The following is a 22,466-nucleotide window of genomic DNA, read 5'->3' on the forward strand; positions in this document are numbered from 1 at the left end:
ACCTTACGAGCATAGGGCGGCGCAAGCGCGTCCTATCGCACCGGGCTTATCACTGCCATTCCTACGATGTTGGTGCCCGTCGCCGCGGCTGAGAATTCCGCTCCAACAGTAATTCCTCCTTTTGACAGTAGACCCGACGTAAACGCAGATACGAAACGATTTCCTCCGTTTGTACTACCAGTCGTCCATGCAGTTTGTCCTGCCGTGGCGCCGGTCAAGGTCACCGTCGGCTCGGTGGCAGCCCCTAGGGAAGAGACCATGCCGACCGCGAAGCTGTTATTGTCTGGTATTCCCGAACCCGCGTTGATCGCGGTACCGCCGCCCGAATAATTGTTCCCTTCCTGTACCGAGACGATATTCCCCGTTGCCACTCCGGAGAGTTCGAACAGACACCCTGACCACCCCGTCGCCTGGGTCGAAAGCGTGATGCTGCTGGTGTCTCCCGGCATCGCGTACCGATAGACGATCATCAGCCCGTCGCTGGACTCGGACCCATCCATATAAAGTTGCGACCAGCCCGGAGATAGACCCGGGTTGGTGGGCCATTTCGCCCCAACATACAGGAGCATATTGCCTGCTTCGGGGGTGTTTGTCAGAGGAACAACCAGAGCTGAGGACGAATAGGCCACTACCTGACTCTGGACGATTTCCGGCGCACTCGTCTCTGATGGTGCGGCCCATGTCCCGTCGGCACGCAGGAAATTGGCTGTCCCGCCGCCGCTGGCCGGCACCGCGCCCGGGAGCGTCGTCGTGAAGCTGTTCACCAAAGCCGTCAACTGCGCCTGGTTCAGAGCCGTCGGAACCGCGCTCGAACCGCTGACATTCCCCAGCACGGTATTGCTTACGATCGGGCTCAGGCCGTCGCCGGTCGCGCTATCCCAGCCCGTGCCGTTCCACAGCGATAGCACTTTGGTATCCGTTGCGTAATAGATGCCCAGTGCCGCCGACGAAATGGACAGGGAAGCCGGACGATTGGCTGCCGGTCCCTCGCCTAGATAGTCCACGATAAGCGTGCTGCTGGCCATTACACAGGCACTCCTATTGTCTGCCCCAGGGGATCTGTCATGAATGACGGACCGGGGAGGTCACCATTGACCAGCGCGAGAACTCCCGCCGACGGCGTCCCGCCATTTCCGGTGGACCACCCTGTGTCAGTGCCGGCGCCAGACTGCTTCGACCACAGGGCACCCAATGAACTGCCGTCCCGCTGCAAGTACAGGTCCCCGATCCACCCTGCAACGCGCCCGACCGGCGATCCGAACCCGTCCAGCACCCGCGCGCCGTTATGCAGGACGACGATATCCGTCGGCGGCGCAGGCGGTGATGGCACTGCTGTCTCCGATGCCGCCACCGGGCGCGGAATAGCGGCCAGCAGCGCCAGAAGCCGTGCCTCGTTCACTCCGGAATGGAGGGCTGGCGTCGCATCCGGTGGGGGAGGATAAGACGCAGGCAGCGTCACATCCCCATTTCCGCCGCTGGGGATGGACGCCACCGGCATGCCCAGCGCCTCCGCGATCACCTGGACGTTGCGGATTGTCGTAGAGGCACCGGCCTGCAACCGCGCCAGGAACTGATAGGCCGACAGGGTCAGCGCCCCGGTGCCGTCGACGAAGGGCCGGTCCCCGACCGGCAGCGTCTGGCGCGATGGCTCCGGCATCAGTCCATCCCCGCTTCGATATCCAGATAGAACCCGATCAGGTTGCGCCGCACCGGGTCCGTCACCTGCAGGCGCAGCACCCGCTGCCGCGCCTGCCCCAGCTTCATCCAGCGCAGGCGCGTCAGGTATTCGCCCTGGCGGCCCATGGACCGGCACAGCCGCAGCGCGCTCCATGTCCGCGCCCCGTCGTCGGACCAGTCCAGCATGATCTGCGGGTCGGCCCCCACGGGCGTGTTGGCGGCCTGGTCCATGACCTCCTGATAGGTGCTGCCGGGCGGGTTGGATTCTGCTGCATCAAGGGTGCCCGAAAGGGCAAACGGACCACCGCTGCCGCCGTTATTCGCGAAGGTGTCCACCTGCGTCCCCGGCGCTACGGTCAGGAACACCGGCGGCGCGACACCCAGCGGCACCGATCCGTCCGCCCCCGGATACTGCGCCCCCCCGGCCGCGCTGCGGAACAGGCGCCGGTTCGCGACCACCGACAGATCCACGGGCGCCGGCGGGGTCGCGATGAACAGGTCGGCAAGCTGCGCCACCGCCAGGGCCAGCGTGCCGAACCGGGTGCAATATTGCGCGCCCTCGGGGGCCGGATAGGCCCCGGCCGCCGTGCCGTACATATTGCCGAAGACCAGAACCGTATCGTCCCGCACATAGGCGACGGCGTTCCAGTCGCCCCACACGCCCGTCGATCCCGGCAGCGTGTATCCGGACCAGTCCGCCGCCCCGGCATACGCCTCGCCCGAGACGGCGCCCCCGAGCTGCACGGCGTTTCCGCCGGCATAGACGAACGCGCGCACCGTATCCCACACGCTGGCCCCGGACAGGTTGGCCTGGCTGTCGGACCGCCCGACCTTGAGGAACGTGACCAGCCAGTGCGACGTTCCGGGAATCGGCATCAGGCCAGGCTGGCCGCCATAGACATCCGTTCCGCCCGGCTGTCCGGTGGTGATGTAGGCATATTCGTCGGAAAACGGAATCTGCGCCGCCCCGGCCCCGTTCACCCAGTTCGCATTGTCGATGCTGTACATCGGCAAGGTCGCGCTGAAGGATGTCGCTTCGTTTTTCGCGAAATTCGACTCGACCAGGGCGTCATAGCCGACCGTGCCCATGGCGATCTTGACCATGGCTCCGTCCGGGTAGGCCGGCCCTATGACGTTCGCGATTTCGCTGTTGGCATTCCCGCCGGAAACTGCGTTCGCCGCCATGTCGCCCCGGCTGAAATACAGGTAATGGTTGGTCCCACCCTCTCCATCAGGCAGGAAGAACCCAACGTTCCCGTTATATTCCCATTCCGTGAGCAGATTTGTTCCCAGAGCGGCAGGGTAGGTATAATTGATCTGCGGCACCTGATACGACGCCCATGTCGCTGTGTTGCCTAGCGACGGATACAGGCCATTGATGCCGCCGGTCTTCGCGGCGCCTGAAATGATCTGCGAAATCGACGGGAAGACGCACACATTCTTGACGGCACCGGGCCACGAGTCCTGCATCATCAAGATCGGGTCGTTGATCGTTTGCGTTCCCGCCAGGAAGCACCGGCCATCGCCGTAGTCGACGCCTAATTCGCTCGTCCAGTAACGGACAAGGCCAAGGAACGTTGGTGCAGCCCCATCATTCAGCCGGTAGATCGACAGGCCGACATACCAGGACCCGAACCCGGTTGCGACGGCCAGATACTGGCCCTGCATCAGAACGCTTGGCGTTGCCCCCCACGAGAACCAGTCCGTCACAGTTCCGACCTGTGACTCCACATCGGATTGGAGCGTCGCATAAGAGACCGTCCAGACGACCGACCCCGTCGCGGACACGGCATTGATGTTCCCGCTGCCGTCACCCGAAATCATGTTGCCGAACTGGTCGGGCATGGGCGACGCATTCAGCCAATGCGTTCCGTCGCCTGCTGTGTGGCCACCGAAGGACGGATCGGCCAGAACGCCGGCTGGATTGTCCGTCCCATCCGATGGCGCCACGATCCACGGTTGCGAAGCAAGATTGGGCACCGGAACCGCCGACGACCATGTGACGCTGGACGGCACCAACGCCACATCGTTCGCGTAGACCTGCAATCTCTGGGACGATGGCGACAGCGAGAGCTGCACGTTCACCCAGGTCGACCATCCAGCGTAGGGATAACTGGCCGCCACGATCGGATTGCCGCTCGCATCCCATGCCCGGACCACGATCTGCGCCGTGCTGTCGGCCTGGTCATTGACCAGCAGCACAACAAAGCCCGGGCCACCGTCCAGCGTGGGGGAATTGCCGAACAGCATCCCATTTGGCACCGCGGCGTCCGGCAGGTAGGCCCACACGCTTGCCAGCAGATTGGCGATGAATGCGGCAGATCCAGACGGTGCCCCCGCATGTGTCAGTTTCGACGGCGCGGTGATTTCCACTCCTGTCGGCGCATAGGTCACGTTTTGCGTCGTGGGGGCGCCCGGCAGCCCAATTCCGGTTTCCACGTCCAGCTCGAACCGCTGCATGAACACCCGGCGGCGCGCGTCGTGAATGGGCGGCGAGACGATCATGCCGCGCATCGTCGCCCCCAGTTCGGTGTAAACCTCGAAACTGTGCTGCGCGACAGTGCCGGTCAGGGAATCGTTCAGCAGCGTGCGTCCGTAGGCCTGCACGGCACCGCTGATCCTCCAGCGCCCGATGGAACTGTCCTCGCTGCCTCCGGTCCACGATTCCCGCTCATGCCATAGGCCGGTCGCCACGTCATAGACCCAGCTTGCCGGGGCCGAGGGAAACAGCAGGTTGATGAACTTGTGGCCTTCCAGCGTGTAACTGAAGCAGCGCGCATCGCTGCGGCGCGAATACGACTGCCACGCCCCCTCGGTCGCATGGGTCGAAATGCGCTCCGGCTGGAATCCGTTCAGCCTGTAGAACACCCCGTCGTCGCCTAGGAAGAAGGTCGTGTTATCCTCCAGGCAATGGGCATGCGGCCCGGCAATCCCGCGCTGGATAAAGGCGCCATCGAACCGCTGGAACGGAAAGGTCGGCGGCGCATTGCCCGCATCATACCACACCTCCGTTCGCGCCGCGCCGAACAGCAGAAGCTGTTCATGCGTGTTTGTGATCGCCAGAAGCATATCCGGCGTCGCTTCTTTCGTTGCGAACTGCGTACCGTCGAAGGGCAGTAGGCCGCCTTCCGGCGAGATGAAGAACTCCCGCGTCCCCGCCCGGTTGAACACGAAATAGGTGTCGAAATACACGACGCTGTCGGCCGGGTAGAAGTTCTCGTCGGTGATCTGCTCAATCCCGCCGGCTACCGTATAGTACCAGCCGGAATTACCATCGACCCAGACGAGATAGGTGTCATTGGTATCCATCGACACCGGACCCGTAACCCAGGTGCTACCGAGTGCCGTGGCGTTGCCGTTATCGTCCACTTGATAGAGCGTCTGCCCGGACACCACGTACAGGATGCCGTTCATGACACATGTGCCGAGGATTGGGCCGCTGCCGCATTGCGCGAACGCGACCAGCCCGGGGCATCCCCACACGCCGATCGGTGATTTCGCGTCCTTCGGTTCGGATTCGGCATAGAAATTGACGCAGCGCTGCGCGTCCAGCGCGACGGATCGCGCCCGGTAGGACTGCACCGCAAAGGGAACGGCTTGCACCACCATGACGATTAACCCGACCGTCCGGCCGGGCCGACGCCCGCGCCGAACAGCACCGATTGCGGCTCGCGGTCCCAGCCCTGTGCCACCATCAGTTTGCTGCGCGCCTCCTCCTTCAGCAGGGCGTACTGTGCCGGATTCCCGCGCGGATTGTTCGATCCGTTGAACTCTGGCCACATTTCCACCGCCAGGTTCCAGCGCATGGCCGCTAGCCATTCGTCCGGGAAGTCAGGGGCGGACGTGAGCGTCGCGAAAGTCGTCAGCGGACGTTGCGCCGTGAACTTCAGTGCGTTCCGGTTGTCCGATGGCGCTGGCCAAACGTGGATTACGCCATTGCCAAGTTGGGGGTCATAAAAGAACTGCGTCACCGTCCCCGGCGTCGTCTTGTTCGGCACGGCGGCGTAATCCAGCCGCGACATCGGCACGACTGGGATTTCGATCGCCTGTCCGTCCGGCGGCGCGAAATGGTACCGGCGCGCGCCCGGAACGCGCAGAGGCCGGATCAGCGGTGTGGCATAGGACACCACCCGCGCCCCAGCCGACGCCTGCGCGGGAAGGGCCGCCGTCAGCGTTGCCGTAGTCCCTGACAGAGCAGTTACGGTGGTCCAGAAGGTGCGCCCAGCACCCAGCCATATGCCGATCTGGCTGCCCACCGCCACGCCGCTCGCAGAAGACAGGACGACGTCTGATGCCGACGATAGCGCGGTAGCGGCAAGCGTGGCTTCGGACCATTGGCTGCTGACGGTCGCCTGGTCGGGCGACGTAGAGCCCAGCAGGTAGCGTACCTGCCCCGGTTGCAGGAACAGCGTGCAATCCTCTTCGGCCCAGACATGAATGCCGGAGGCCTGCCACGCCTGCACCATGGCGTTCAGCGCCGTGAACGCGTTTTCGATCAGTCCAAGGCGAGGCACATCCTGCGGGCCGACAGCGCCGCATAGACGCAGTGCCCCGGCAATCATCTGATACAGAGACTGACTGAACGGATAGGTGGTGGTGCCCTCGGGCTCGACGTCCCATTTGGAAACGACGGCGAACTTCTCGTCCGCCATGCCCTTCAGCATCTCCATGCGCGCCTGCGGGCAATCGTATTCCGGCCCCAGTTCCACCGCCAGGGCGAAACGCAGGGCCGACGACCATTCCTGCGGCACATCCGCCGTGTCGGCCTGGCTGCCGAAATCCTGCAAGGGCCGCTGGCAAGTGAACCGGATCAGCGTCGATCCATCCGCCGGGGCAGGGAACACGCTGAATATCCCCGACCCAAGCTGCGGGTCGTAAAAATATTGCGCGGGAGCCCCTGGAGGCGCGGTCTTGCCGGACAGGTTCGCGTAGTCGAGACGCGACATGGGGATCAGAGGCGTTTCCACGCCAGTGGTCGGGTTGACCAAACGCGCTCCGATGACCTTGAGCGGACGCACGAATGGCGCGCTATAGGATGCCACCACCGCGCCGGCCGATGCCTGCGACGGCAGCGCCGAGGCCAGATAGACCATTGTGCCAGATACCGAGGCAACCGACGACCAGAAGACCGGTCCGGAATCCAGGACGATGCCAATCTGACTTCCCGCCACGATGCCAGACACGGAAGCTAGGGCGATCTGCGCCACTCCGGTCGCCGCCAGGGCGGTCGATGCCGTGATGCCGGCGGCCCCTGTCGCGTGATCCGGGCTGTTCACGCCGATCGCATATTGCGCCTGCCCCGGCTGCAGGAACAGTGTTCCCTCGGTCTGCGCCCACACATGCACGCCTGACACCTGCCAGGACTTGATCAGTCCGTTCAGCGCCATCATTGCGTCTTCGTATTCGTTGGCAGGCGGCGTCTCACCACTGGCGATGGCGCCGATCAGCCGCAGCGCACCGTTGATGATGGCGGAGGCGCTAGGGTTCCACGTCGCGGTTCCGCTGGTCGTCATGCTGCGCCGGGTCCAATCCAGTTCAAGGGGGCCTGTGGCGCCGTGAGATCAAGCACCATGTTCTGCGCCGGGTCGCCCAGCGTTCCGACCGACGCTGGCAACGGCGTAGCGAGCGCGATCGTGGAGCCCTCGATCGACGTGATCTGCGCAGTGAAATTGATGCCGCTGTCCAGCATGATCTGCAGCGTGTCGCCTGCGGTCATGCCGACCGCGGAATCGACCACGATGGCGAACGCACCTACCGATGCAGCCTGCGTGATGAAGGTGCCGACCATCATGAACTGGTTCTGCTGGCGGGGACGAGCGACATCGACCGTCTGGTCATCCACGACGCCGCGCACGAAATCCTGCGGCTGCTGCGGCTCCCAGCGCTTGCGGTCAACGACAGCCTGTCCGGTCTGGCCGCCGGGAATGGTGCGCGTCCGCGACCGCCGGACCTTGAAGCCCGAAATGTCGTCCAGCACGTAATGGTCGGCCGGGTTGTAGTACCACGCCTCGGTCATGCCCGGCTCCTCAGAACTGCGGAACGCCCTTGATCATTTCCAGGTCGATAGTGAACGCGCTGTCCGCCGCCGCGCCGATCGTCGTCAACAGGATCGACCCCGTTACGCCCGGCGTCTTCGGGTTCGGAATCCCCTGGAACCGCTTGAAGTCCAAATGTCCGAACCCCGAAAGCGTAACCAGATCGACCGGTTCGGTCGCGTCCCATTGCAGCCGGACCACCATGCCGTGCACGTCGTAGACGATCCGCTTGACCTTGAGATGGACGCCGGGAGGCTGGGTCTGCACGGCATAGGCAGCGGACTGCGCGTCCACAATCTTGACGGCGGACAAACCTGTCCCGTCGCTCACGTCTGTGAACTTCATGATCAGGTTGCGAGGGCCGTTCTGGATGATCTGTGAAGTGGTCACGTCGGCCATGGTGCGCCTTATTCCAGAATGCCGGCAGCCGTCAGGGCCGCGTTGATGCCGTTCACCGCAGCGGCCAGCGTGGACAGATCGTTCTTGACTGCCGTCAGGGCCGTGTTGACGCTGGTCAGCAGAGCCGCAGACGTATCCGTTGCCGCAGCCGTCGCGACGGGGACCGCCTCCAGCGCGTCGCCCTGCGACGTTCCGCCGCTATTGTCGGTCAGTTCCGGGACGGCCGGCTGCTGAGTCGGGATGGACAAGGGGCTTCCATTCTGCTCCAGGCCGGCACCGACATCCACACCGTTCGGAAATTTCGTGGTCTTCAGGGCCATCGCGCCCTCCTGTCACATCAGAGAAAAGCGGCCGGGTAATGCCCGGCCGCCTGGATCACTTGCGGCGCATCGTGCGGCGCGTCCGCTTGTCGCCGTTGAACTCGCCATCCTTCTTGCGCTTCTCGTCACGCGCGGCCTTCACGCCACCCTTGCGATCGGCTGCCTTGGACGGCTCCTTGCCGTGATGATGATGGTGGTGATGGATGTGGACGTGGCCCTCGGCTTTCGTCTCGGTCATCTTGCGGGTTGCCATGGTCTGGTCCTCTACCCAATGAGGTGCCGACCGAAGCCGGCGCCGGTAAGCCCCGCGCATGATGCGCGGGGCCGGTGATCACACGCCGGGCGTGCCGTACAGCCCGCGCCAGTCCGCCCAGTAGCCGGAATAGCGCTCGTAGCAGGCGGCCTTCGCGTTCTTGGTGTCGAAATCGTTGTCCTGGTCGAAGGCGATCGGATCGCGCTCGAAATAGGTCAGCGAATTGGGCACGTTGGTGCGGATGAACCACGCCGTCTGGCTGGTGAAGTAATGGTTCAGCTTGATGCCTTCGGGGAACGCGTTGGTCGCGCGCAGCACGTTGATGGCGTTGTTCGCCGTGTCGTTCTGCAGCACCGAATTGCACACCCGGTTGGCCTCGAACCACAGGGCCGAAGGCACATGCAGGGACCGCGGCAGTGCCGAGATTTTCATGCCCCGGTTGTTCTGGCACTGCATGGCCTGAATCACCAGGTCTTCGATCGCCGTCTCGGACAGGTCAGCCGCCGTGGTCAGCAGGTTCGACTGATTGCCCGACAGCGTGGGATGCGCGTTGGAGACCAGCGATACACCGTCACCGCCCGGCGCCGAGGGCGAGAATGCCATGTTGTAGATGCCGGCCAGCACGTTTTCCTTGGTCTGACGCATCGAGAACGCAAGCTGGGATGCGCGCCGCTTGGATACGGTCTCGTACAGGTTGTCGCGCAGCTCCTCGTAGGTCACGATGTAGCCCAGCGCGTAGGCGACGTGCGTGAACCGGCTGACCGATCCCTGCGATTCCACGTCGTAATAGATCTGCTGCCCCTGCGGCTTCACCGGCGCCAGGCCGAAGCCGGTGATTTCGACTTCCTCCTCGTACGCCTTGTCCGAGGTCTGCTTCTCGAACAGATCCAGGTATTCGACGCGGTGTTCATCGTAGCTGCGCCCCCACCACGCCTTGATACCGGGCCAGAGGGCTTTCGGGTGTGCGCCCGTCGTGATTACGGCCATTGGGAAAGCTCCTCAGACGCCGGTGGTGTTGGTGATGGTGTGCAGATTGATGCGGCACAGCCACTTCGCATTCGTGCCAATCGCGTTGTCGATCGCCTGCATCGCGCGCAAGATGCGCATCTGCCCGGTGGCCGTCGTCTCCGCGCTGCTGGACTGGATCTGCCAGCCGGAATTTCCGGTCACGAGCGACCCGGAACCGGCTACCAGATTGATGTTCTTCGACGCTGCGCCGGCGGTCAGCGCGCCCCCTACGGAATCCTCCTGCACAAGGAAGACCAGGTTCGGGTCGTCAGCAACGTAGACGTATCCGGACTGCCCGGCCGGCAGATACACGGGCGTGTTCTGCAGCACCGTCTGCACCAGCTCGCCGGCATTGTTGGCGACGCCCTGCATCGACCCGGTGATGTAGCCGGACGCTCCGGCGGTCGCGAGGCCTACGGCTGGCACGCCATTGGCGTCAGCTTGGCCGTCCAGCACCACCAGGGGATCGCCGACGAAAAGGGCATTCGGGTTGCCCGGAGGGACGTAATAGACCTGCATGCCGCCGCTGTAAGGAGCGCCGGACGTGTAGGCCAGCGGCTTCAGGCCGCGGGGCACATTGGGATTCATCGTGGCAGAGCCTCTGCACAGTTGAGACGCGGCAAGCGCGTCCGTGCGCGTGCCGATAATCATTCCTGCGGTGTTCTGCCTTTGATGTCGCGCCGTTGACTTTGGCGCAGCCGGCCCGCGCTATGGGGCCGGGGTAGTATCCGGCATCATCCTGGACGCCGGAGTCTTATTGATCAACGGCGTTCCTCGCTGATCTTGATTCCTGTCGCAACGGGCACATACTGCGCGCTGCGATCGGCACCGGTCGGGCCGCCGGGGACTTGACCGTTCCTGATCTGGTCCATAATCACCCGATGCTCGGCATCTTGCGCCGCCATATCTTCCCGATACCACTCTTCGGGTATTTCCATCAAGTATGCAATTTGCGGTCCGCCGCCGCGCGTGACGCCCACCGTCATGCTCACGGGTTTTCCGGAATCGTCCATCACCTGCGTGTAGCCGGCTTCCTGCGCGCGCGCGATGCGGCCGGGCTCGTCATTGAACCAGTGCCTGTGGTAGCCGTCGCGGTTCGGATACGCCAGCTTCTGCTCATGGGTGCCGAAGGGCTTGCGGCCACCCGGGCGCTGACGGACAGGGCCAGCCGCCATATGGTTCTCGGCCACGGCAGAGGCCCGGCGCTGTGCGGACTCGTTCAGGGGTATGCGGCTCATGCTTCGTTCTCCCAGTAATATCCAGCCCATTCGTCCTTGGTCAGCGGCTTGCCCTTCCCCGACAGCGCGCGGGCATAGCGATCGTATTCTTTCCGAACATCAGCGGGCAGCGCCTCGAACCCGCGCGGGTTGGGCTTGCGCGCACCATCACCGCTCGGACTCGATACGGCGGCCGGCGCAGCGCGGCGCGTGTTCTCGAAAAGCGCAGGATGCAACTGACGCACCTTCTTCCGTGTGATTTCCAGGCGCTCGGCCAGCGACAATCCGGGATGCTGGCGGTCCACCGACGACTGGATCGCGATCGCGTCCTGACGGGCTTCGATGTTCGTGGTGAACCACGGATTGGCCTGCACGAAAGCCGCGACCTCGGGTGCCGGTCCCTTCGGCGGCACGGTCGGTTCCTCTTTCGACGCACGCGGTTCATCCTTGCGTGGTGCCGGTGCGCTCTCACGCAGGCTTTGGATTTCCTGATCCGCGGCGGCGAAGGCCGTCGCATCCCCGCTGGCCACTGCGGCTTGGCGCCGGGCTTCCAGATCGCGCATCGCCCGCTGATATGCCCGCTCGTCGCTGCGCCGTGCACGATCGGTCAGATCGGACAGGGCCTGACGGGCTTCGCGCATCTCGGTCTGCAGACCGGTATAGCGGTCTTCCAGCGCCCGATAGTTCTGCTGCAGAATCGGGAGGACTTTCTCGCCGCGATCCAGAAATTCGTCGGCCGGCCGCCACCGGTCGGGGTCACCGCGGAATTCTTCGCGCGGGACCCATCCCATGCGACGGGCACGATCTTCCGTCTCGTTGATCTGCGGTGCGGCGTCGGCGGTGCTGTTCTCCAGATCGGCGTCGATCTCGGACGGCGCTTGGCTCAGTGCTTCCGACATTATTTCGGCTCTCCTTCGTTGTTGGTGCCTGCGTCAGATATGGCGATCGCCGCGATGCACCGTTGCGACATCAGCCGATACATCTGGCCGTCCTCGCCCTTCAGCAACTGGCCCGCATAGCGCTCGAAATAGACGCGGTCTCCCGGGTTCGGCACTTTGCCCTCCCAGGCGCGCTTGCCGTCGTCATCCCAGCGGAACGCCGCCGGGCCAACCGCGATCACCGTGCCGTGCTCGGCGGCCAGCGTCTGCCGCTCGACATACTCCGCCGGCAGTTGCACCGCGCCGCTGGTCATGTCCGCATGCACGTCCGCCAGCACCAGGATCTTGTCGTCCAGCGGTACATAGCCGGCCCGGTTCACGCCGTCCCAGTCGCTCGCCACGAATTCCTGCTGGTTGAATTTCAGAATGCGTCCCTCACGCATCACTCGCTCCCTTCATAAAAATTCTTGATCGCGTCCCATTGCAGGTCAGCGATTTCGCCCGCGACGGCAGCGCGGCCACGGGCTTCGTGCTCCTGCGCCAGCGTCACCGTGCCGGCACGCCACTGCGCGAGCATCTGCTGCTCGATTTCATCCCGGTAATCCCCCAGGAACAGCAACACCGCCCGGCTCACCGGATGGTGGCGCCACGACCGGAACTCCCCCTCCGACAGATCCGCCAGTCGGTCCAGTCGCTCCTGTCGCTGGGACTGCGGGTCCGGTGGTTGCTGGATCGGTGGTGAGTGCATCGAGCGCTTCCCTCAGGTGTGTCAGTTTCAGGTCCATCCATGTCTGGTCGATGGATGCATCCGCCTTGCGGGCGTTGGCCAGATGCAGGATTGCGTTGGCCAAAGCGCCGATTTCCTGAGCCCGCATGTGGGGGGCCCGCATATCCAGTTCCCGGCGCTCGCGGTCTTCCCGCAACTGCAACTCGGCCATCTGGTGCATGGCTTCAGGATTCGGAGGCGCCTGGTCCTTCAACACCTTGTCCAACTCGCCGATGCCCGCCGCCTCCATCGCGCGCCGACGGATCTCATGCCCGTCGCACCACGGGTCGTCCTTGAACGTCAGCAGGAAATTCGCGCGTGCCATCTGCTGCTGGTCGGTGACGGCCTCGGGATCGGAGACCGGCTGCACTCCGCTGCCATGCTCGTAATCGGCCTGGGTAACCTCGAAATACTGCTCGCCCAGGCGATAGCCCGCGTCGTCCGGCAGGTAGAGCCGATTAAGACGGTAGAGCTTGTCGAACTCGGCGCCCAACGCGCGATGGACGCGCTTGAAGATGGCGCTGAACACCTTCATGCCCTGCTGGATCACAGCCAGACCGAGGATGCCCGGGGTGTTTCCGCCCGGCATCGCTCCGGACAGGATGTCCTTGATCGACGCGATCTCGCGGCCGGCCTCGACCAGATATTGCAGAAGCTGGAACAGTGCCGGGCTCGGCCCAGGAAACTGCAGCGGCACCATGTTTTCGCGCAGCGTCGCGCCGGGCGTGTTCACCACCTTGTATTCGCCCACCTGGAAGCGTACCGAACCGGTGTTCAGCGACATGCCTGATCCGATGAAGCCGCCGCCGGCGTTCGCCAGGTGCCCGGCGTCAAACATCTGGTTCAGGCTGGTGTTGATCGCGCCGTTGAGCGGGTAGAGCAGCGACCCGAAACCCATGGCATAGATTGCCGATTGGGGCGACGGGATGAACTGGAATCGCGTATAGTAGGGAACAGCCTCGATTTTGCGGATGCGATGCGTGACCGGGTCGAACATCACACCATCCGCATCGAACCCCGCGACGATGCGCGCAAGTTGCCCGGAATCTCGGGCGATGGTGACGATGTAGGGTTCGGCATAGCCGTCGCCGTCCAGGTCCCACCGCCGATGCTGCTCTAAGAACGTGACCGGCGCGTCTTCATCCTGTGACCCGTCATCGTGATTGGTGCCGTAATCTTCGTCCAGAAACAGCCCGGCCCGGATGCGCTCCTCGATCTCCCAGGGGTAAAGATCGATCTCCTCGGTCATGCGCGCGGCCGTCGCGAACGACTTGGCCTTGTAGTTGATGCAAAGCCGCAGCGGGTCCACCGTCTCGCTGACATTGCGCTGCAGGCCGGGGTCGAAATAGGTCTTGCGGAACATCGTGCCGACAATGGACAGCTTCAGCAGAAGATCGTCGGTCTGCTCCTCCCAGTCTTCCATCTCGTTCAGCAACTGCCAGCTCATGTGGCCGCCGATCCGGTCGGCGCGCGTCCGCTTGGCCCCAGGTTGCACCAACCAGACTGGTTTCCCGTCCGGTCCCATCATCGGCTGTCCAGTGCGCGGATCGGGCGCAGGCATACCATCATCCGCACCGACGACCGTACCGCGCACCACGTCACGGCCACGCACGATCCCCGGATAAGCCCGCGCCTGAAACTGGATCGCCGCCGTGGCCACCAGCGGGTAGACGACATTCGACGCCCCCGGCCACGGATAGGTCTTGGGCTCCGTGACCTGCTCGGCCACCTTCAGCCAGTCCCGGCACTGCTCTTTCCACTCGGTCCGGCTGTCATCGTCGGTGCGGTAGTCACGCGAAACGCGGTCCGCGATCTCGCCGCGTTCGGAATCGGTCAGTTCTTCGGCGATATTGATGCTGCCGATCCAGTCCATGAGCTGCTCGGCAGCGTCCATGTCGGGACCTACTGCATCGTCATCTACGATCTCGGAAGGGGCCTCCGCGGCAACTCCTTCGAAATCATCCTCCGGCGCCAGGGCGTGTGCCATCTGATCAGCCATCGCGAGGGATTCGCTCACCGCACAATCTCCGCGAACTCGCCACACACATGCTCGGGCACCACCGGAGGAAAAGTGGCAAAGGGCTGCGGCGCCAGTTGCCCCACGCGCGGCGCGGCCTGCGGCACCAGCACCACCGTCACCTGCGGGGGGAAGCGCCGACAGACCACATCACCGGCCTCGACTGCATGATGCCGGCACTGACGACACGTACGCGCTGATGCGACAGATCCGCGCGCGGCCGGGGCCACCAGGTTCGTCGGCAGAATCAGACCCGACATCTCAATACCCCGTCACGTTGGAGCGCGTGCTGTCGTCCAGGCGCTCGTTGTAATCGTCGTCATCAGCCAGAGGGACGCTCCCGGAGCGCAGCGATCCGCCGAAGATCCGCGTCGCGGCATATTGCAGCGCGTCCATCGGATGGGACCATTTGTTCTTGTCCGGCTTGTCGGTGAACTTCTCACCGGATACCTGCATGCGCCGGTACTGATATCCGCCCATGAAGCCACGCCGGAGCGACGTGCAGCGCGGATGCAGGATGAAGCCGGACTGCGCGCCGTCAGCCAGCGTGCGCAACGGTCGGCGCACGCTCTCCAAACGAATTGCCAGCGTCTGCAATCCGCCCTCAATCGCGATCCCCTTGCCATAGAGGATCTCGAAGCACGTCCGCTCGTCCGTCTGGGCCTTTTGCATACCCGCCGGGTCGCCCACGTCGATGAACTCGGTGCGCGGGAAATGCTGGGCGGAATGCGCGAGAACCTGGTCGGAAAACCGGTCCACGCCCATCGCCGTCGCAACCAGTTCGTCCACCACGATCCACTGGCCAGACGGCAGCATCTGACTGAACACGCACGCGGGGGTCAACCCGAAATCCCATGAACGATAGACCGGCAGATCCGGCACCGTACGGCATTCTCGGCAATGGAACGTGTCGGAATACTCGGGGAAGACCGCCTTACCATCCATGACGAAGCCGTAATCGCCGTCGATGTAGACCTTGACGTATTCCTCGGTCTTGCCGACTGCCAGGCGCTGGTAATAGGCCGGCGGCAGATTATCGAGGTTCTCGGCGTTCGGTGCGCGACCGGAGGGCTGCTTGAAGATCCGCGCATACCGCTCGACCGTCATGCCGGGAATCACCTGGGCGATCGCCTCGACCGCGTCGGTATGGTCCTTCTCCTCGAAGAACTTGTACCACTCAGATTCCGCGTCCGGTGGGTTGGTGTCCATGATGATGCCAGACCACGTCGCGCCGCCGTCGCGTTTGGCCGGATAGCGCCCGACGCGTCCCTGCACGGCCTCGATCACGGCCCACGGCACTTCCCGCGCCTCGTTGATCCAAGCGCCAGTCAGTTCCAGCGACAGCAGGTTGCCCACCTGGTCCGGCCGGTCCAGCGCGCGGAACAGTAGTTCGATCTCCGCCGGCTTCTCGTCACCCTGCGCGGCCAGGCGGTTGATGGTGTAGGAGTGCTCGGACGGCTTCCATCGCCCGAACTGCATCGGCGGGAACCACTGGTGCACGGTGCGGATCGTGGTGTCTTCAAGCTGGCGGTACGAATTGCGGATTACTGCCCAGCGTGACCGCCGCACTCCGTCCGGACCGGGCGCCTGCTTCAGTCCGCGCAGGACCATTTCCCAGACGCAGCCGGACGACTTCCCGCTCCCGAACGGCCCCATAAGGCCGCGAACGAACGCATCCGAGGCCATGAAGTCCCTGACGGTGGGAACGGACTCCCGATTGTAGGTGAGGGCGCTCACGCTCAGCGATGCGCCTCTGCGCGCCCGTCGTGGTGCGCGTGCTCGCCGTCCTTCCCGATCGACGGGAACTTGCGATGCACCGCGCGGCGCACTTCGGCGCACTCGGCCGGCGTTCCGTGCTGGGCGACGCGGGCCAGGGCATTGCGCGCGTGGCTTTTGTCCGGGATCGGGTAGGATCGGTCGGCCCCGGCAAAGTCACGGGCCGGCATCGCATTGCGTTGACGCGTCGTCAGATTGGCCATGTCATCGTCCTCCCGCCGGCCGTGACCGCGGCTTTGCCGGCGCTGTCGCCGTGATCGTCGGCTTGGTCGGAGAAAACTCCTCGTGCTCGAAATACTGGCCGCGCTTGGTGCCGGATCGGGCGATCAGGTAGCCATTGCTGATCTTGCGGATGCGAACGCTTTCGCTGTCCGAGGACGGCGCGGAGCCGAAGACCGCGCGGGGTTTGGTAGTGCGGCTGGCCATTATCGGCGCTCCTCCTCGAATTCCTCGACCGGCGGAGGCGCCTCGCGCGTCGCCATTGTGTTGGTGATCGCCGATCTGGCGAACGCCGGGTGGTCGAGAGAGTCCGACCAACCCGGCTCGTAATCGCTCGGGGGATCGTCAGGCGCATCCCCCATCTCCATCAGCCCTTGCGGTGATGATGCGGCCCATGGTCGGGATTGGCCGACGCCGGCAGACGGCCGCCGCCACGCGAGACATGCTTTCCGCACGCGCGGTCCGCGTCGGAGAGGATGCGGCCCGTGTCGAGATCGCGGTCGGGGTGTTCGTGGCCGCCCTGGACAGACTCCAGCGAGCGGATCCCGAAGCTCTCGCGCTCGCCCTCGATGCGCTTTCCTTCGGCCATGGCTTTGTGTTGACGGATGCCGGACATTGTTTTGACCCTCAGTTGATGATGACCTGGTAGACGGGTGCGGCATCGATCGGCTTGCCGTCCGCCCCAAGTTGCTGGTTGACGGTCTTCAGAAGACCCAGATGCCGCGCCAGCAGATCGAGGCTGGGCGTCTTGGGCGACAGCTTGACCGTGAAATTTCCCGCCTTGTCCCACGACCATCCAACGATCGCCCGGCGCACGTCTTCGGGAAGCGCTGCGATATCTTCGGGGCCTGACATCGGATGAGCCGCTATGGCACCGACATCGTAGAAGGCCATCCGGGCCAACTCTGTCACCACCTGATCTTGCGTGACCTCTGTGCGCGTCTGACGCGCCGCTTGTGCCTCATGGACGGCCGCCTGCACGCTAACGTTCGCTAACAGCCGCGCAGCCTGCTCATTGGCCGTCTTGGGGCTGTATCCGGCCCGTATGGCCGCTTGTGTCGCATTGAGGTCCACAAGGTATTCCGCGACGAACCGTTCCTGTCGGGGCGTGAGCGCGCTCATCCCGCAACCCTCACGAAGCGTCCCGTCTCGGGATCACGGATCAGCGTCCGGAACCTCAGCTTCTCTCGCAACGCCCGGTTCTCATCCGTAAGGTGTCCGACCATGTCGCGCAACGATGCGACCTCGAGTTCGAGCGCGTCGGTCTGACCTTGTCGGTCGATCCAGTTACGGATGGCTATGAGCATGCACCTATCTCGGAAGATATCGTCACCTACGACGATAAGGAATCTATGGGATGCGTGAGATCGCGCAATCGTACACCCGACATCGCTTTCGGATAAACACCGATTTTTATCTCTTCCGAATTTTTATAGGGGGTTTAGAGGGTTTTAAGGGGTAGTTTCCTCTAGGGTACCGAAAGTGTCAGTGCGAATTTCCACGCATGCGCGGAAACGACCCCTTAAAACCACACAAACCCCCCTCATTCTTTCAGGACCGCCCACTTCTTTGTCTTATGCTTGGTGCCGACATCGACAATTTTCAAGCCGTCGGTGAGACGGCCGCGATTATTCAGGAACCACCACCCCAACCTTCGAGGGTTGATCTTGCCGGCCGGCGTCCCAGCGATCTTCAGGAGCGCTGTCCTCAGATCTCGATACTTCAGCCCAACCTTGTAGCCAGCCAGGTCCGTATCATCGGCCTGCGAAAGTTCGTCGATCTCGTTCGCGGTCCGAGCGCAGTGCTCTCCAATTCCGATGGCCTCGGCCAGAAGGCCGATGACTTCCGACCGCTCCATGAACTCAGGATCGTCTTCCCGGGCTTCGACCATGGACAGGCATGGGTCTTCCTCTCCCAGCCAGACAAGAGCGCTCCGCACTGTCCTGCTCCAGACCTCGAATGAGGCCATCGGTGCCAGCCCGGCATCATGGCCGGATGCAAGGTAGGCGCGGACGATCGTCAAACACGCTGCGACGTATTTACCGCGGTCTGCGGCGACGACCTGGACGGGGTTGGTCCGGAACTGCCGCAGTTCCGGCTGCTCCATTTTGGGATCCAGGCTGGCCATGACCGTTCTCCGGGTCATGTCTCCCTTCACCCGCAGGGCATTTCCCGTCGCGAAAATCACGGCCTTATTGTCGATCTCGATTGAGTTGGATTTCCCAAGCTCGCGCAACCGCACGATCGGACGTTCCACCGCCTGGCACAGTAGGTCGCCGCCCAACTCGCCGTTCACGTTGTCCAGAGACATGATGGGATAGCCGGACAACAGCAAGCCGCCCAGACGCTTGTCCATTTCCTCTTGATCATGGCCTGCGTTCGTAACCGGACACTGCCGACCGGTGGCAATCGACGCAGCCAGATCGACGAGATAGGACTTTCCGGATCCAGGCGCTGTCGCCCGGAAGGCAAACATAGGGCAAACCGGCATCATCCCGCGCACGACCGGCGTGATCAGCCCGGCCAGCGCAACCGATCTGTCAACATCAGTCTCGAAGGGAAAATCCTGCAGAAGGACGTTCAACGAGTTGAGGGATCGCTCGGCCTCCCTACGAGTAGGATCGGGCAGCGTCATTTCGAGGAGAGGGTCGTCAACGTGGTAGAGGCGCGTAACCGGATCATAACCCGGCGCCATCAGAACGGAACCGTCCGGCCGAAGCGTGGGCGTTGTGATGACCCCTGATATCGCGGGGAAGGGCCACGACCCCGAGCGGCTCAGGATGATCTGTGCTACGGCTGGCGGCGGATCAATCTGCTTCCACCCGTTGGCCCGCTTGTCATATTTGTTCCATTCCACGACCTGACACAGCAGGTCGGTCATGGACGCCGCTGTGATGTCGATCAGGCACGCGGCATAGGTCGTGCGCCCATCCGCTGCGGCAACCTCTCTTTTTCCCGGCCGCGTAAGGCTGGTGCCGCGCTGATAGACGGGAGCGTTCGCCGCCATAAGGGCGCGCTCGCCAGCCGTCGCGACGAGATCGATCTCGCCAGCACGGACCTGGATGGGTTCCAAGCCAGCAGCCCGACGCCCCAACTGCTGTATCGGTGCGGATTCCGGAGGCCGCTTGACGGAGGCACCGCAGAGGATCGGCCCGACATGAGAGCGGAACCATTCTCGAACGTCCTCTACCCGCAGATCAGCGGCATCAGCACCGGGGTCGAGGTCGGAGACGTTGACCATACGCACGGATGCTGCGATTCCGCTCAGGATATCGCGGATTTCAGCGGCCGCCTTTTCGCCCGGTTCGTCGTTGTCCGGCCAGATGATGACCTTCTTACCAGCCAACGCCGACCAGTCGGCCCGACTGACGTTTCCCGTGCCCGCCGTCCAGGTGGTGCATGCCATCTTAGGGAACATCGCCTGCGCCGCATCAGCGGCCTTCTCACCTTCGCAGACGACGACGGTGGAGCAGCGCGCGATGCGATCGAGGCCGTACAGAGAGCGGGGGGATGCCGCATGGCGCAGATGCCACCCTGCGCGTCCTTGAAGGACACCCCAAGTCAGCGGCATGATCCTCTTCCGGTCTGTCTCAGTCGCATCCCGACGCATGACGTATCGCTCCGGGAATCCATTGGCATCGCGATAGACGTATACATGATCCCAGCCGCTCCAGTCGGGCGCACGCGCATCTGCGGGCGGTCGGACATGCGGGACCCACTCCGCAACGGTAGATGGAGAGGCTGGAGCCGGGTCAATCGTATCGGACGTCACGTGAAGGATTGTCCCCAGTTCGCGAGCGGCGGCCACGCGGTCGCCATTATGATGGAGGGCTGCATAAAGGCTGATCGGATCACCACCACGCTGGTCGGACGAGAAGTCCGCCCATTTTCCCGTGTTCAGGTTGATTGAAAGGGACCGACCGCGCGCTCCATCCAGGGAGCCCAGAACCCACTCGTTTCCATGCTTGCGGCCAGCCGGCAGCCAGTCGGCGACAAGAAGCGGCCAACGCGACAGAGCGACCGCATTGATTTGGTCGAACGGAATCACGCGCTGTCCCTTCCCAGGATTTCAAGGGCATCATCGACCGAACGCGCGACGCCAGCCGCGGCACCGCTTCGGTGGGCCATCGCGAGAAAGCGCTTCTGAGCGTCGCTCAGGACGCCGCGAGGTCCCTTCACCTCGACAGCGACGAGTTGCGCGAGAGTTCGCCCAACCATTTCTGGAGTGATTGTGAGCGACTGGAACCCGAGGACGTCCGAAGATCCTGGGCACCAGCCAAAGGTCACCCGGCGGGGATGCGCCAGCAGGAGCCGATCTCCGTCATGACGGATCGTGCGGCCTACCCATCCTTCGCCGACGGAATTGCGGAAGACGCGCACCCCCGGCGCAGAGCCGAGGCGCAGCATGATATCCGCTTGGATTTGAGATTCCGCTGTCATGCCGGCGTGCCGGCGCGGGACATGCGTTCCTGTTTCATTTTCCACACCCATCCCGCGCGATAACCGCGCGCCTTCGCGATCTCGCGCAGATCGTCGTCGGTCTTTGCTTTGCGCATCAGTTCCTTGAAGGGCGCGCTGCGTAGATACTGCAGCCGCTCCTGCATCTCGGGGTCCATCTCGATCAGTTCGCCATCTGCGACCTCGGCAGCACGCTCGACGTCGTCCTCGTCCTTGCCCTCGGACGCCCGGCGCTCCCCGCATTCAGCGCAGACGCGCATCACGGCCGAATTCATGGCGAAGCAATGCTCGCATCGCCAAGTCGCGACGGGCTCCCCCTTGTCCTTCTTCTTCCGTCCGTCAAGCGACCAGTCATGCGGCTGGTCCGGAAGCCCGTGGTTGAACGTGTTCCCGGCATGATCCAGCACGATCAGATGCGACTTTCCAGGCATCGGACGCAGTCCTCGGCCAATCTGTTGGACGTGCAACCCAAGCGATTTCGTCGGGCGCAGCAGTATCACCGCGCCGACACACGGCACATCCAGTCCTTCGGAAACCAGATCGCAGGTGGTAAGCACCTGTACTGCGCCGGTCGCAAGGCCTCCGATCGCGGCATCACGTTCATCGCCGGGCATCGCGCCATATGCCGCAGTCGCTCGCCAGCCAGCCCGGCAAAATGCATCTGCATAGGTCTTGGCATCTTCGACGCACGCGCAGAACGCGATAGCCGGGAGACCAGATGCATACCGGCCGTAATGCTCGACGGCATCTCCGACCAGTTTCGGTTCGGCCATGACCTTGGACAGAGATGCGATGTCGTAATCGCCCGCACGGGTTTTCACGCCCGTCAGGTCGGGAGCGCCCACTGGGGCGAACACGCGCGATGGCGTGAGAAATTCACCTTGAATCAGTTCGCCGATCGTCGGTCCCATGACCAGCATATCAAAGACGCCGCCCGCATTGGCTCCGAGGCCCCGGCCATCCATGCGCTCGGGGGTCGCCGTAACGCCCAGGATCTTCGCCCAGGGCTGAGCCGCGATCACCTTCGCCCAAGTTCCCGCGACGGCATGATGGGCCTCGTCCATAATGATCAGATCAAAGCGCGGCAGCGCATCGAGCCGGCGAGCCAGCGTCTGTACGGAGGCGACCTGCACCAGATGCCCGGTTGGCTCTGCCCAAGGCGCGATGATCCCGTGGTCAACGCCGGTGTCAGACAATTTCCGGCTTGCCTGGCGAATAAGCTCCTTGCGGTGCGCGATGATCAATACCCGCGACTGCTTGGCGGAAGCTGACTGTGCAATATGGCTGAACATCACGGTCTTTCCGGCACCGGTCGGCGCAACCAGAAGCGGCGCGCGATGTCCGTCCCGGAATGCCGAGCGTACGCCGTCGATGGCTTGCTGCTGGTAGGGACGGAGTTGGATCATTTTAATCTCCATCCCACACGCCCATTCCCGAAGCGCG

The 22,466-nt window shown here is 63.6% G+C and carries 25 protein-coding genes; all 25 read right to left on the reverse strand.

The annotated features are described in order from the left end of the window. Positions 1-32: 32 nt before the first annotated feature. The 25 genes from GDIA_RS18685 to GDIA_RS12480 all read right to left on the reverse strand — a co-directional run bounded on the left by GDIA_RS18685 (position 33) and on the right by GDIA_RS12480 (position 22,429). Positions 33-1,025, reverse strand: a complete 993-nt coding sequence (locus GDIA_RS18685; RefSeq protein WP_012554328.1) for a hypothetical protein — start codon at positions 1,023-1,025, stop codon at positions 33-35. Beyond that, the gene (locus GDIA_RS12370) at positions 1,025-1,657 is read right to left on the reverse strand and encodes a hypothetical protein (protein ID WP_012554329.1); all 633 of its coding nucleotides are present in this window, start codon (positions 1,655-1,657) and stop codon (positions 1,025-1,027) included. The genes GDIA_RS18685 and GDIA_RS12370 overlap by 1 nt, the downstream gene beginning before the upstream one ends. Continuing rightward, positions 1,657-5,286, reverse strand: coding sequence for a packaged DNA stabilization protein (locus GDIA_RS12375; protein ID WP_012554330.1), 3,630 nt, complete (start codon positions 5,284-5,286; stop codon positions 1,657-1,659). Before GDIA_RS12375 ends, GDIA_RS12370 begins: the two co-directional genes overlap by 1 nt. A gap of 5 nt (positions 5,287-5,291) precedes the next feature. Further along, on the reverse strand, positions 5,292-7,190 hold the full coding sequence (locus tag GDIA_RS12380; RefSeq protein ID WP_012554331.1) for a phage adaptor protein: 1,899 nt from the start codon (positions 7,188-7,190) through the stop codon (positions 5,292-5,294). Continuing rightward, complete coding sequence (locus tag GDIA_RS12385) at positions 7,187-7,693, reverse strand: hypothetical protein (protein ID WP_012554332.1); 507 nt, start codon at positions 7,691-7,693, stop codon at positions 7,187-7,189. Before GDIA_RS12385 ends, GDIA_RS12380 begins: the two co-directional genes overlap by 4 nt. Positions 7,694-7,703: 10 nt before the next feature. Further along, positions 7,704-8,111, reverse strand: coding sequence for a hypothetical protein (locus GDIA_RS12390; protein ID WP_012554333.1), 408 nt, complete (start codon positions 8,109-8,111; stop codon positions 7,704-7,706). Positions 8,112-8,119: 8 nt separating this feature from the next. After that, positions 8,120-8,431: a hypothetical protein gene (locus GDIA_RS12395; protein ID WP_012554334.1), complete on the reverse strand. Its 312-nt coding sequence runs from the start codon at positions 8,429-8,431 to the stop codon at positions 8,120-8,122. Between the two features lie 55 nt (positions 8,432-8,486). Next, positions 8,487-8,684: a hypothetical protein gene (locus tag GDIA_RS12400; RefSeq protein WP_012554335.1), complete on the reverse strand. Its 198-nt coding sequence runs from the start codon at positions 8,682-8,684 to the stop codon at positions 8,487-8,489. Positions 8,685-8,762: 78 nt separating this feature from the next. Beyond that, positions 8,763-9,671 carry a phage major capsid protein gene (locus tag GDIA_RS12405; protein WP_012554336.1) on the reverse strand — a complete coding sequence of 303 codons (909 nt, stop codon included), beginning with the start codon at positions 9,669-9,671 and terminating at the stop codon, positions 8,763-8,765. Positions 9,672-9,683: 12 nt separating this feature from the next. Next, positions 9,684-10,343 carry a hypothetical protein gene (locus GDIA_RS12410; RefSeq protein ID WP_244410093.1) on the reverse strand — a complete coding sequence of 220 codons (660 nt, stop codon included), beginning with the start codon at positions 10,341-10,343 and terminating at the stop codon, positions 9,684-9,686. Positions 10,344-10,453: 110 nt separating this feature from the next. Continuing rightward, positions 10,454-10,930 carry a hypothetical protein gene (locus GDIA_RS12415; RefSeq protein ID WP_012554338.1) on the reverse strand — a complete coding sequence of 159 codons (477 nt, stop codon included), beginning with the start codon at positions 10,928-10,930 and terminating at the stop codon, positions 10,454-10,456. Next, a complete protein-coding gene (locus tag GDIA_RS12420; protein ID WP_012554339.1) occupies positions 10,927-11,808 on the reverse strand; it encodes a hypothetical protein in 882 nt (293 codons plus the stop codon). Before GDIA_RS12420 ends, GDIA_RS12415 begins: the two co-directional genes overlap by 4 nt. Then, on the reverse strand, positions 11,808-12,230 hold the full coding sequence (locus GDIA_RS12425) for a co-chaperone GroES (protein WP_012554340.1): 423 nt from the start codon (positions 12,228-12,230) through the stop codon (positions 11,808-11,810). Before GDIA_RS12425 ends, GDIA_RS12420 begins: the two co-directional genes overlap by 1 nt. Continuing rightward, the gene (locus tag GDIA_RS19225) at positions 12,230-12,409 is read right to left on the reverse strand and encodes a hypothetical protein (RefSeq protein ID WP_144880430.1); all 180 of its coding nucleotides are present in this window, start codon (positions 12,407-12,409) and stop codon (positions 12,230-12,232) included. The genes GDIA_RS12425 and GDIA_RS19225 overlap by 1 nt, the downstream gene beginning before the upstream one ends. Next, on the reverse strand, positions 12,378-14,570 hold the full coding sequence (locus GDIA_RS12430) for a portal protein (protein WP_012554342.1): 2,193 nt from the start codon (positions 14,568-14,570) through the stop codon (positions 12,378-12,380). Before GDIA_RS12430 ends, GDIA_RS19225 begins: the two co-directional genes overlap by 32 nt. Continuing rightward, on the reverse strand, positions 14,567-14,830 hold the full coding sequence (locus GDIA_RS12435) for a hypothetical protein (RefSeq protein WP_043458947.1): 264 nt from the start codon (positions 14,828-14,830) through the stop codon (positions 14,567-14,569). The genes GDIA_RS12430 and GDIA_RS12435 overlap by 4 nt, the downstream gene beginning before the upstream one ends. Position 14,831: 1 nt before the next feature. Further along, positions 14,832-16,181 (reverse strand): terminase large subunit domain-containing protein, encoded by a 1,350-nt coding sequence (locus GDIA_RS12440; RefSeq protein WP_244410095.1) that lies wholly within the window; start codon positions 16,179-16,181, stop codon positions 14,832-14,834. Positions 16,182-16,309: 128 nt separating this feature from the next. After that, the gene (locus GDIA_RS12445) at positions 16,310-16,549 is read right to left on the reverse strand and encodes a hypothetical protein (protein WP_012554345.1); all 240 of its coding nucleotides are present in this window, start codon (positions 16,547-16,549) and stop codon (positions 16,310-16,312) included. Position 16,550: 1 nt separating this feature from the next. Beyond that, a complete protein-coding gene (locus tag GDIA_RS12450) occupies positions 16,551-16,772 on the reverse strand; it encodes a hypothetical protein (RefSeq protein ID WP_012554346.1) in 222 nt (73 codons plus the stop codon). 160 nt (positions 16,773-16,932) lie between these two features. Beyond that, positions 16,933-17,181, reverse strand: coding sequence for a hypothetical protein (locus GDIA_RS12455; RefSeq protein WP_012554348.1), 249 nt, complete (start codon positions 17,179-17,181; stop codon positions 16,933-16,935). 11 nt (positions 17,182-17,192) lie between these two features. After that, positions 17,193-17,687 carry a terminase small subunit gene (locus tag GDIA_RS12460; RefSeq protein ID WP_012554349.1) on the reverse strand — a complete coding sequence of 165 codons (495 nt, stop codon included), beginning with the start codon at positions 17,685-17,687 and terminating at the stop codon, positions 17,193-17,195. After that, entirely contained in the window at positions 17,684-17,872 is a 189-nt protein-coding gene (locus tag GDIA_RS12465) for a hypothetical protein (RefSeq protein WP_012554350.1), read from the reverse strand. Before GDIA_RS12465 ends, GDIA_RS12460 begins: the two co-directional genes overlap by 4 nt. A gap of 236 nt (positions 17,873-18,108) precedes the next feature. Further along, entirely contained in the window at positions 18,109-20,613 is a 2,505-nt protein-coding gene (locus GDIA_RS12470) for a toprim domain-containing protein (protein WP_012554351.1), read from the reverse strand. Next, entirely contained in the window at positions 20,610-21,005 is a 396-nt protein-coding gene (locus GDIA_RS12475) for a VRR-NUC domain-containing protein (RefSeq protein ID WP_043458951.1), read from the reverse strand. The genes GDIA_RS12470 and GDIA_RS12475 overlap by 4 nt, the downstream gene beginning before the upstream one ends. After that, a complete protein-coding gene (locus GDIA_RS12480) occupies positions 21,002-22,429 on the reverse strand; it encodes a DEAD/DEAH box helicase (protein WP_012554352.1) in 1,428 nt (475 codons plus the stop codon). Before GDIA_RS12480 ends, GDIA_RS12475 begins: the two co-directional genes overlap by 4 nt. Positions 22,430-22,466 lie beyond the last annotated feature (37 nt).

The sequence above is a fragment of the Gluconacetobacter diazotrophicus PA1 5 genome (assembly GCF_000021325.1).
Lineage (GTDB): Bacteria > Pseudomonadota > Alphaproteobacteria > Acetobacterales > Acetobacteraceae > Gluconacetobacter > Gluconacetobacter diazotrophicus.

Bases quoted from the DNA above. Each gene is read 5' to 3' on its own strand.
- GDIA_RS18685 (WP_012554328.1), bottom strand. From the start codon at position 1,025: ATGGCCAGCAGCACGCTTATCGTGGACTATCTAGGCGAGGGACCGGCA.
- GDIA_RS12370 (WP_012554329.1), bottom strand. From the start codon at position 1,657: ATGCCGGAGCCATCGCGCCAGACGCTGCCGGTCGGGGACCGGCCCTTC.
- GDIA_RS12375 (WP_012554330.1), bottom strand. From the start codon at position 5,286: ATGGTGGTGCAAGCCGTTCCCTTTGCGGTGCAGTCCTACCGGGCGCGA.
- GDIA_RS12380 (WP_012554331.1), bottom strand. From the start codon at position 7,190: ATGACGACCAGCGGAACCGCGACGTGGAACCCTAGCGCCTCCGCCATC.
- GDIA_RS12385 (WP_012554332.1), bottom strand. From the start codon at position 7,693: ATGACCGAGGCGTGGTACTACAACCCGGCCGACCATTACGTGCTGGAC.
- GDIA_RS12390 (WP_012554333.1), bottom strand. From the start codon at position 8,111: ATGGCCGACGTGACCACTTCACAGATCATCCAGAACGGCCCTCGCAAC.
- GDIA_RS12395 (WP_012554334.1), bottom strand. From the start codon at position 8,431: ATGGCCCTGAAGACCACGAAATTTCCGAACGGTGTGGATGTCGGTGCC.
- GDIA_RS12400 (WP_012554335.1), bottom strand. From the start codon at position 8,684: ATGGCAACCCGCAAGATGACCGAGACGAAAGCCGAGGGCCACGTCCAC.
- GDIA_RS12405 (WP_012554336.1), bottom strand. From the start codon at position 9,671: ATGGCCGTAATCACGACGGGCGCACACCCGAAAGCCCTCTGGCCCGGT.
- GDIA_RS12410 (WP_244410093.1), bottom strand. From the start codon at position 10,343: ATGATTATCGGCACGCGCACGGACGCGCTTGCCGCGTCTCAACTGTGC.
- GDIA_RS12415 (WP_012554338.1), bottom strand. From the start codon at position 10,930: ATGAGCCGCATACCCCTGAACGAGTCCGCACAGCGCCGGGCCTCTGCC.
- GDIA_RS12420 (WP_012554339.1), bottom strand. From the start codon at position 11,808: ATGTCGGAAGCACTGAGCCAAGCGCCGTCCGAGATCGACGCCGATCTG.
- GDIA_RS12425 (WP_012554340.1), bottom strand. From the start codon at position 12,230: ATGCGTGAGGGACGCATTCTGAAATTCAACCAGCAGGAATTCGTGGCG.
- GDIA_RS12435 (WP_043458947.1), bottom strand. From the start codon at position 14,830: ATGTCGGGTCTGATTCTGCCGACGAACCTGGTGGCCCCGGCCGCGCGC.
- GDIA_RS12440 (WP_244410095.1), bottom strand. From the start codon at position 16,181: ATGGTCCTGCGCGGACTGAAGCAGGCGCCCGGTCCGGACGGAGTGCGG.
- GDIA_RS12445 (WP_012554345.1), bottom strand. From the start codon at position 16,549: ATGGCCAATCTGACGACGCGTCAACGCAATGCGATGCCGGCCCGTGAC.
- GDIA_RS12450 (WP_012554346.1), bottom strand. From the start codon at position 16,772: ATGGCCAGCCGCACTACCAAACCCCGCGCGGTCTTCGGCTCCGCGCCG.
- GDIA_RS12455 (WP_012554348.1), bottom strand. From the start codon at position 17,181: ATGTCCGGCATCCGTCAACACAAAGCCATGGCCGAAGGAAAGCGCATC.
- GDIA_RS12460 (WP_012554349.1), bottom strand. From the start codon at position 17,687: ATGAGCGCGCTCACGCCCCGACAGGAACGGTTCGTCGCGGAATACCTT.
- GDIA_RS12465 (WP_012554350.1), bottom strand. From the start codon at position 17,872: ATGCTCATAGCCATCCGTAACTGGATCGACCGACAAGGTCAGACCGAC.
- GDIA_RS12475 (WP_043458951.1), bottom strand. From the start codon at position 21,005: ATGACAGCGGAATCTCAAATCCAAGCGGATATCATGCTGCGCCTCGGC.
- GDIA_RS12480 (WP_012554352.1), bottom strand. From the start codon at position 22,429: ATGATCCAACTCCGTCCCTACCAGCAGCAAGCCATCGACGGCGTACGC.